6 protein-coding genes, 8 tRNA genes, 1 rRNA gene and 1 pseudogene are annotated in these 7,619 nt (G+C 50.9%); all 16 read right to left on the reverse strand.

Annotated features, from left to right (window positions below; genetic code table 11):
• A pseudogene (locus tag KNP72_RS15455) lies at nucleotides 1–356 on the reverse strand (glutamine--fructose-6-phosphate transaminase (isomerizing)); the annotation flags it as partial.
• 358 nt (nucleotides 357–714) lie between these two features.
• The gene (gene glmM / locus KNP72_RS15460) at nucleotides 715–2,073 is read right to left on the reverse strand and encodes a phosphoglucosamine mutase (protein WP_214834393.1); all 1,359 of its coding nucleotides are present in this window, start codon (nucleotides 2,071–2,073) and stop codon (nucleotides 715–717) included.
• 35 nt (nucleotides 2,074–2,108) lie between these two features.
• Complete coding sequence (locus KNP72_RS15465; RefSeq protein WP_214834396.1) at nucleotides 2,109–3,389, reverse strand: CdaR family protein; 1,281 nt, start codon at nucleotides 3,387–3,389, stop codon at nucleotides 2,109–2,111.
• Entirely contained in the window at nucleotides 3,390–4,250 is an 861-nt protein-coding gene (cdaA, locus tag KNP72_RS15470; RefSeq protein WP_214834399.1) for a diadenylate cyclase CdaA, read from the reverse strand.
• 135 nt (nucleotides 4,251–4,385) lie between these two features.
• Nucleotides 4,386–5,021, reverse strand: coding sequence for a bactofilin family protein (locus KNP72_RS15475; protein WP_214718853.1), 636 nt, complete (start codon nucleotides 5,019–5,021; stop codon nucleotides 4,386–4,388).
• Complete coding sequence (sigW, locus tag KNP72_RS15480; RefSeq protein ID WP_114166576.1) at nucleotides 5,018–5,593, reverse strand: RNA polymerase sigma factor SigW; 576 nt, start codon at nucleotides 5,591–5,593, stop codon at nucleotides 5,018–5,020. The genes KNP72_RS15475 and sigW overlap by 4 nt, the downstream gene beginning before the upstream one ends.
• Nucleotides 5,594–5,734: 141 nt before the next feature.
• Complete coding sequence (rocF, locus tag KNP72_RS15485) at nucleotides 5,735–6,637, reverse strand: arginase (RefSeq protein WP_214834402.1); 903 nt, start codon at nucleotides 6,635–6,637, stop codon at nucleotides 5,735–5,737.
• Between the two features lie 199 nt (nucleotides 6,638–6,836).
• A tRNA-Ala gene (locus KNP72_RS15490) sits at nucleotides 6,837–6,912 on the reverse strand.
• A 15-nt stretch (nucleotides 6,913–6,927) separates the two neighbouring features.
• Nucleotides 6,928–7,002, reverse strand: a tRNA-Gly gene (locus KNP72_RS15495).
• Nucleotides 7,003–7,009: 7 nt separating this feature from the next.
• Nucleotides 7,010–7,082 (reverse strand) — tRNA-Lys (locus KNP72_RS15500).
• 5 nt (nucleotides 7,083–7,087) lie between these two features.
• A tRNA-Tyr gene (locus KNP72_RS15505) sits at nucleotides 7,088–7,171 on the reverse strand.
• A 6-nt stretch (nucleotides 7,172–7,177) separates the two neighbouring features.
• Nucleotides 7,178–7,250: transfer RNA gene (locus tag KNP72_RS15510), tRNA-Thr, on the reverse strand.
• A gap of 29 nt (nucleotides 7,251–7,279) precedes the next feature.
• Nucleotides 7,280–7,355: transfer RNA gene (locus tag KNP72_RS15515), tRNA-Val, on the reverse strand.
• 3 nt (nucleotides 7,356–7,358) lie between these two features.
• Nucleotides 7,359–7,433: transfer RNA gene (locus KNP72_RS15520), tRNA-Glu, on the reverse strand.
• A gap of 5 nt (nucleotides 7,434–7,438) precedes the next feature.
• Nucleotides 7,439–7,513: transfer RNA gene (locus KNP72_RS15525), tRNA-Asn, on the reverse strand.
• A gap of 8 nt (nucleotides 7,514–7,521) precedes the next feature.
• Nucleotides 7,522–7,619: ribosomal RNA gene (rrf, locus tag KNP72_RS15530) — 5S ribosomal RNA — on the reverse strand; the annotation flags it as partial.

Here is a 7,619-nt window from a genome sequence, read left to right on the forward strand (position 1 = left end):
GTCTCCGAGAGGAACGGCACGTCGAGTGTCGCCTTGATCTGTTCGTCGTTCTCGATGACACCGTTGTGGACGAGCGTGAAGCGGCCCGTCGTGCTCTGGTGCGGGTGGGCGTTCGGCACGCTCGGCACCCCGTGTGTTGCCCATCGTGTGTGGCCGATTCCAATCGTGCCATCTACTTCTGCTGGGACGACTTCGCGTAGCGCAGCAATCCGGCCGACTTCTTTATGCACGTTCACGTTATCATGCATCAAAGCAAGACCTGCCGAGTCGTAACCGCGGTACTCGAGTTTTTCAAGACCTTTGAGAAGGATTTCCTTCGCTCCGGTATTCCCAATCATTCCTACAATTCCACACATACAAAAATCTCCTCTATATTCGATTTCTCGAAAAAGGAAACGGGCTTTTTCTAAGAGCTGTCAACGCGCTCCCCTTTGGCCGTCCGGTCGCCCGGGCGTTTTGAGGGTTTGCTTGTAGTCGTGACAGGCGACTAGGAGGCATCCGCCGAAAACTCGATAACCTCCAACCTCGTCAACTCCGAAGAGTTCTGGCGCTTGTTTCGTACTGGGTGTCCTTCCGTTTCTAAGGTCACGCTCTTAATAGTACAAATCACACCTCCATTCGTCAAGAAAATCACATAATTTCACAGTGACAAAACGGAAACAAAAAGGGAACCCGAGGACGGATTCCCTTGTTTTATTCCCTATTTCGACAGAATTATCCTTCTACACCGTAATCTTCGCGGACAACTTGTGCGATTCGTTCGACATAACGGTCACATTCTTCCGAAGTCGGTGCTTCCGCCATGACGCGTACGAGCGGCTCCGTACCAGAGGCGCGGACGAGGATACGGCCGTTGCCGTTCATTTCTGCTTCCGCTTCTTGAATCGTCGCGAGCACACGGTCGCCGTTCATCGCTTCATTCTTATCCGTGACACGGATGTTGACGAGTTTTTGTGGGTAGACCGGCATCTCAGCCGCGAGTTCTGACAGCTTGCGGCCTGTCGTCTTCACGATTTGGGCGAGTTGAACGCCAGAGAGCATACCGTCTCCCGTCGTCGAGTGGTCGAGGAAGATGAGGTGACCCGACTGCTCGCCACCGAGTGTGTAGTTGTGTTTTTTCATCTCTTCGACGACGTAACGGTCACCGACTGCCGTCTGAAGCGCCGTCATACCAGCATCTTCAACGGCTTTATGGAATCCGAGGTTACTCATGACCGTCGCAACGATTGTGTTGTCTTTGAGACGACCTTTCTCGCTCAAGTACTTCCCGCAAATGTACATGATTTTATCGCCGTCGACGATATCGCCGTTCTCATCAATCGCAATCAAGCGGTCGCCATCGCCATCAAAAGCAAGACCCATATCCGCTCCTTTATCACGAACGAATTGCGCCAAGTGCTCTGGGTGAGTCGAACCGACACCTTCGTTAATGTTCAAGCCGTTCGGCGAGTTCCCGATCGTCGAGACGTTCGCTTCGAGGTCAGCAAATAAACGGGCTGCCAATCCGCTCGTTGCACCATGGGCGCAGTCAAGGGCAATATGGAGACCGTCGAAATCTTCTTCAACCGTCTGTTTCAACATTTGAAGGTACTTCTGTGCACCCTCGTAGTAGTCTGAGACAAAGCCGAGGTCTTTCCCGACCGGGCGTGGCAACGTGTCTTCCGACGCATCCAAAATCGCTTCGATTTCCGCTTCTGTCGCGTCATCGAGCTTGAAGCCGTCGCTACCAAAGAACTTGATGCCGTTATCCGCGACCGGGTTGTGCGATGCCGAAATCATGACACCGGCTGTTGCATCAAGCGACTTCGTCAAATAAGCGACACCTGGCGTCGAGATGACGCCGAGACGCATCACTTCGGCTCCGATTGATAGGAGACCCGCGATGAGTGCACCTTCAAGCATGTGGCCTGAAATGCGTGTGTCACGGCCAATCAAAACTTTTGGCTGTTCGCCGGCTGGCAAGTGTTTCGATAACACGTAGCCGCCCGCACGACCTAAACGATATGCTAATTCTGCTGTCAATTCTGAGTTCGCGACACCGCGGACTCCATCAGTTCCAAAATATTTACCCATGAATTCAATTCCTCACTTTTGTATGATTGAACGCCTCATTGAATCGAGGACGTTTCGGTTTGTTCATCGACACTCGTCAACTCAATGTCGATCGTTTTCGGTGAGACGACGGTCACACCTTTTTGTACTTCATAATCGACGTCGACCCCATGCAGTCCGCTCGGGAGACCTGTCAAATCCAAGGTCACACTCACACTGTTCGACGTGATGTTTTCCAACAGGGATCGCTTCCCGGACAACGTCACTCCAATCACTTCAGGCGCTTGGAGCGTAAAGTTGGTCCGGTCATACCCCCGCACGGTCACAGGGACCGTCAAGCGAACCCGTTCCGTCAATTCGCCTGTGTCGTCTCGCGTCTCATCTGCAGCCCGGACGAGCAATTGGACTTCCGCTTGCTTTGTCGCAAGGGATGAAGCGCCTTCTGGCAAAGCGAGATTGGCGGTCACTTTCCCGGTCTTGTCGATGCCGTCTAAATCAATCGGCTCCGTCTCCACGGTGTCGATCGCATCGAGCACGTCTTGTGGCGCAAAGACACGGACTTCCGTCTCTTCAAGCAACGTATCGACAAGTCTGTAATCGTCGGCCACTTCACCAGTCGTGACTGCTTCGATCGGGAAGACGGCACTTTGTTCGTAGACCGGGACCGACACACTGATGATGTTCGGTTCAACAGTCACGTTGAGCGGATTGCCGTTCGCATCTAAAATCGTCGGCGTCAATTCTCGCGTGAACGTTTGACTTTGGTTGGCGACATCGACGTTCAACGTGATCTCTTTGACGTTTTGAATCCGACTGGCACCGCCCGAGACTTTCACCGTTGCCGGTTCAATATCGGCGTCACCAACCACTTTCCCTTCTGGCAACTGCTCTTTGTTCAAAAGGTTGACCGATACGGGAACTTCAATTGTCTGTTTACGGTCGATGTAAATTTCTACTGTATCCCGTTCGAGCTTGACGTTGACGTCTCCGCCAAAGCCGCGTGCCTCAACCGGAACACGGTGGAAGCCGGTCCCGAGATTCGTTAAATCGACGAAGACTTGATAATCTTTCACCAATTTCGTCATCGTTAAACTGCTAGATGGTCCTTGAAGTTCAACGTTCATTTCTTCTGGAACGTTATATGCCACGTACTGCACCTCATCGAAGAACACTTCGACGGGAACGTCGAGCGTCATCGAACTTTGTCCGACGATCGGGAGGGCATTCGTGGAGTTGGTCGACGAACTCGTTTCGGCGACCATGAAATAAAGCAGGATGGCTAAAGCAAGTGCGATGATGCGGAGAAACCATTTATGTTGTAACCACTGATCAATCACTTACTTGTCCCCCCCTTTTTTATTAAAGAACGAGAGCGTCGTCTCTTTTTCTTCAATAACGAGTTCTTGGATCAACTTATTGCGAAGTGCCTCCTCATCCAACTCTCGATACAGACGACCGGCAATCGCGAGTGACACGGCGCCTGTTTCTTCAGAGACGGTGAGGGTCACGCTATCAGTCACTTCACTGACCCCGATGGCGGCCCGGTGTCGTGTCCCTAACGCTTTATCGATGTGCGGGCTCTCGGACAACGGCAAATAACAAGCCGCGGCCGCAATTTTCCCGTCCTGGATAATCATCGCCCCGTCATGCAGCGGGGTGTTCGGAATGAAAATGTTGATGATCAGTTGTGATGTGATGTGCGAATCCATGCGAATCCCGGTCTCGACGTACTCATTCAAGCCCGTATCGCGTTCAATCGCAATCAATGCACCGATGCGACGTTTTGACATGTATTGCGCCGAACTGACGATCGCTTCGATCATTTGGCGTTGCTTATCCTCATCGCTCGTGCTCGTTCGGCCGAACAAATTACTTGTTCGTCCTAAATGCTCGAGTCCTCTTCGGAGTTCTGGTTGGAAGATGATAATGATTCCAAGTAGTCCATATGTGATGATTTGATTCAATAAGAACTGTAACGTCTTCAACCCAAAGAACCCACTGAGGAACCAGCTGACAAGGATGATGGAAATCCCTTTAATCAATTGGACCGCTTTTGTCCCACGTACAATCATCATCAACTTATAGATGACATACGTGACGACGACAATATCTAAAACGTCATTCAAATAATCGTACCAATGTACGTTCTCTGAAAGACTAAAAAATGATAAGAATGATACCTGTTCAAGTAGCGGCAAATGCTCCCCTCCTCAACTACCTAGCCAATTCGTGCAAATTACATTATATCACATTTCCGAAACCGCGCATCGCTAGACAATAAAACGAAACCAGATTGAAACGAACACAAAAAGACGCCGTCTCCGGCGTCTCCGTTAGAAGATTTGTTTGAACGAATACCACATCCACTCAAACATCCGATCGATCTGCTCAAGTTCTCCCGTGACTTCTCCAGCGCTAGCCAGATAAGCCCGACCATTTACAGCCGTCGCGTTCCCATTGACGGTCCCTTCAATTCGAAGGTCCCCGCCTTGGACCGTGATATCCCGCTCGACGGTAACGCCTTCCGGGATGACGACCTCGTTCGACGTGACAACGATGCCCGGCACTTTCGTGTACGTCATCGTCTCTGTCGATTCGTTCCATAGGCCGAGTGTCGCGCTCGACATCAAACTGAAGAATAAGGCGGCTGCCATCAGTCCTGGATGCTTACGGAACCACGTCATCCATTTGGATGGTGGTTTGCGTTTCGTCTGGACTTTTTCATCAAATCGAGTCACCGGTGTGACCTCGACCCGTGCTTTCGCGTCCGGTAGAGATGCCATCACACGGGCTGTAAAATCATCGGATAGTTTCGGCCGTGGTAAGGCCTTCAGTTCGGCATCTATTCGTTCGTATTGGAGGTACGCTTCATATAAGTCGTCGTCCTCCAACAAGTGACGTAGTTCGTCAGATTCTTCGGGCAGGATGCCATCTTCCAAATATTGTTGTACTTTTTCTTCAGGAGTCAATTGAACCCCTCCCTGTTTTGAAAGATTGTCTTTAACATTTCTCTTCCCCGGAAGATCCTTGTTTTAACCGTAGCGACCGGCATATCGATCATGACGCTAATCTCTTTGAGCGATAAATCATCCACGTACTTCAGCAGGAGCGGAATCCGATACTTATCGGGCAACTGCTTAATCGCGTCATGCATCTCGCCTCGAATTTCGCGATGAACGACTTGGGCATCGGGTTGGGGTGCTTCATCAGCCAAATGGTCCTGATAGGTCAAGCCGTCGGTGCCCGCAATCTCGGCATCCATCGAATACTCCGGCTTTCGTTTTCTGAGACGATCGATTGCGACGTTCGTTGCAATGCGATAGAGCCACGTCTTGAACTTGTACTGAGGATCGTACGTATCAATCCGGGTATACGCCCGAATGAACGTCTCCTGGGCTGCGTCTTCCGCTTCGCCACGATCATATAATATCTTATAAGCGACAGCAAAGACACCATCCTTGTACAGTTCTACCAGCTCAGCAAACGAATCATGATTCCCCGACCTTAATTCGTCGACTAAACGGGTGGTCAGCCGTTCCATCAGTCCACTTCCCCTCTCCGCAACCTATGCGGTCATCCTTCTATACGGATTTGTCTCTATGTAGGTTTCATTAAAATCGCATGACAATAAAAAAAGTTTCCAAGTCCATTGTAGCAAACAGACTCGGAAACTGTAAGGTCGTCAGACAGTTTCACTTTCCAATAACAGGTTTTCTTTGGATTTCAAAATCGTTTTACATAACTCGAACGCCAACTGGGCCGTTGTGTCATCATGGTCGAGCGATGGATTTAATTCTACGAGTTCGACCGCAATCAAATCGTCAGCCTTCATCACTTCGGCCAAGATGGCTTTGCCTTCTTCGGCGGTCAGTCCTTGATCGACTGGCGTGCCGGTGCCTGGAACAAGTTTCGCATCCAAGCTATCCATATCGAAGCTGAGATAGAAGCGATCCACACGTGCGCGCAAATAAGCGAGTGCCTCGTCCATCATGACATCGACACCCCGTGTCCGAATCTCTTCGACCGTGATTACTTTAATACCGAGTCGATTGATTTCTCGAATTTCACCTTCGTCGATGTCCCGAAGCGCCATATACACCAAATGTTCGGGCGCGAGTTTCGGTTCACGTCCGCCGACCTCAGTCAAGCGGATATCTCCCATCCCCATCGCCGCAGCAAGTGGCATCCCATGAATATTGCCTGATGGTGAGGTCTCACCCGTGTTCAAGTCAGCGTGCGCATCGACCCAGATGACACCATATGGCCCCGTTTTGGCAAGACCCGCCAGCGTTCCGATTGCCATGCTGTGATCGCCCCCAACAATCAACGGGAATCGCTTCGCTTGAATGTCTGCATCGACAACCTCCGCGAGTTCTTGCACCGTGTATAAGACTCCATCTACCCGCTTCAAATGCTCTTCACTGTTAATCATTTCAGATTCAGGTAAGACACGGATTGTCTGTTGCTTCGCTTCTGCTGGCAATAGTGTTTCCAATCCGAGTGCCCGTAATTTTGATGGACCTTGCTCTACGCCATGTTTCCCCTGTCCATAACGTAACGGTACTTCAATATATGACCAATTCATCCCCATTCCCCCTTGAACGTTTATAGCTTCATTGTAAACGCTACCAAACTCGTGGTTCAACTTCACACAATGATGAATAAACATACAAAAAGGCAGCCTGAATGGTGGCAGGCTGCCTTTCTCTGTACTCTCAAGTGAATGGTTCATGGATTTAGGCAAAAAAAAACTTAAGTCATAAGTAACTTAAGAAAAAAACAAATGGTGGAGCCTAGCGGGATCGAACCGCTGACCTCCTGCGTGCAAGGCAGGCGCTCTCCCAGCTGAGCTAAGGCCCCGTCAAGGGAATAATATGGAGCGGAAGACGGGATTCGAACCCGCGACCCCGACCTTGGCAAGGTCGTATTCTACCACTGAACTACTTCCGCATAAAAATGAGCCATGCAGGGCTCGAACCTGCGACCCTCTGATTAAAAGTCAGATGCTCTACCAACTGAGCTAATGGCTCAAACCTGGTGGGGGGGGGCGGATTCGAACCGCCGAACCCGAGGGAGCGGATTTACAGTCCGCCGCGTTTAGCCACTTCGCTACCCCCCCAAGGAGTGCCGGCGAAAGGATTCGAACCCTCGACCCTCTGATTACAAGTCAGATGCTCTACCAACTGAGCTACACCGGCATATATGGTTTGATTATTTATTAAAAAGATGGTGGAGGATGACGGGATCGAACCGCCGACCCCCTGCTTGTAAGGCAGGTGCTCTCCCAGCTGAGCTAATCCTCCAAATGGTGACCCGTACGGGATTCGAACCCGTGTTACCGCCGTGAAAGGGCGGTGTCTTAACCGCTTGACCAACGGGCCTTAATTGGCTCCGCAAGTAGGATTTGAACCTACGACCTACCGGTTAACAGCCGGTTGCTCTACCACTGAGCTATTGCGGAACGATCTTGCCTGGCAGCGTCCTATCCTCACAGGGGGAGACCCCCAACTACTTTCGGCGCTGAAGCGCTTAACTTCCGTGTTCGGCATGGGAACGGGTGTGGCCGC

This window comes from Exiguobacterium sp. s152, from assembly GCF_018618335.1.
Lineage (GTDB): Bacteria > Bacillota > Bacilli > Exiguobacteriales > Exiguobacteriaceae > Exiguobacterium > Exiguobacterium chiriqhucha.